The sequence below is a fragment of the Cupriavidus sp. CuC1 genome (assembly GCF_044627735.1).
GTDB lineage: Bacteria > Pseudomonadota > Gammaproteobacteria > Burkholderiales > Burkholderiaceae > Cupriavidus > Cupriavidus ulmosensis.
In genome coordinates this window covers 1-849 of record NZ_JBIUHC010000402.1, presented here as the reverse complement: position 1 = coordinate 849, position 849 = coordinate 1, and the positions used below count along the sequence as shown (strand labels likewise).

Genomic DNA, 849 nt, shown 5'->3' with positions numbered 1-849 from the left:
CAACTCAAGGCGCTGACGATGCGGCGCAAGACCGCACAGGCGTTGGCGTTACGCGCGCGCATTGTGCTGGCTAGCGCTGAAGGCTTGGACAACAAGACCGTCGCGGCAAAGCAGCGTGTCACTCAGCAAACCGTATCGAAATGGCGTGCGCGCTTCGTGGCGCATCGGCTCGATGGACTGCTCGATGCGCCGCGACCAGGGGCACCGAGGTCCATCGATGATGCACAGGTGGATGCGGTTATTGCCAAGACGCTCGAATCCGTGCCAGCCAACGCCACCCACTGGAGCACGCGCAGTATGGCTCGCGCGGCAAATCTATCTCCGTCGACCGTGACGCGTATCTGGCGTGCCTTTGGATTGCAGCCTCATCGACAGGAGACCTTCAAGCTCTCCACCGACCCATTGTTCGTGGAGAAGGTGCGCGATATCGTGGGGTTGTACCTCGACCCACCGCTCAAGGCCATGGTGTTGTGCGTTGACGAGAAGAGCCAGATTCAGGCACTGGACCGCACGCAACCCATGCTGCCGCTGGCGCCAGGTATCCCCGAGCGACGCACGCACGACTACATGCGCCATGGCACGACAACGTTGTTCGCCGCGCTGGACATCGCCACAGGAAAAGTTATCGGTGAATTGCATCGCAGACATCGCAGCAGTGAGTTCCTGCAGTTTCTACGCACGATCGAAGCCAACGTGCCACCCATGCTCGATGTGCATCTCGTCATGGACAACTACGGCACGCACAAGACGCCGTCGATCAAGGCTTGGTTCGCTCGCCATCCGCGCTTCCATGTTCATTTCACACCGACCTCCGCCTCATGGATCAATCAGGTGGAACGCTGGTTTGCA

At 60.0% G+C, this 849-nt stretch carries 1 protein-coding gene; it reads left to right on the top strand.

Features of this window, described 5'->3' with window-relative positions:
• A partial coding sequence (locus ACGLHR_RS51910) for an IS630 family transposase (protein ID WP_400103937.1) occupies positions 1–849 on the top strand: 849 nt, incomplete at both ends.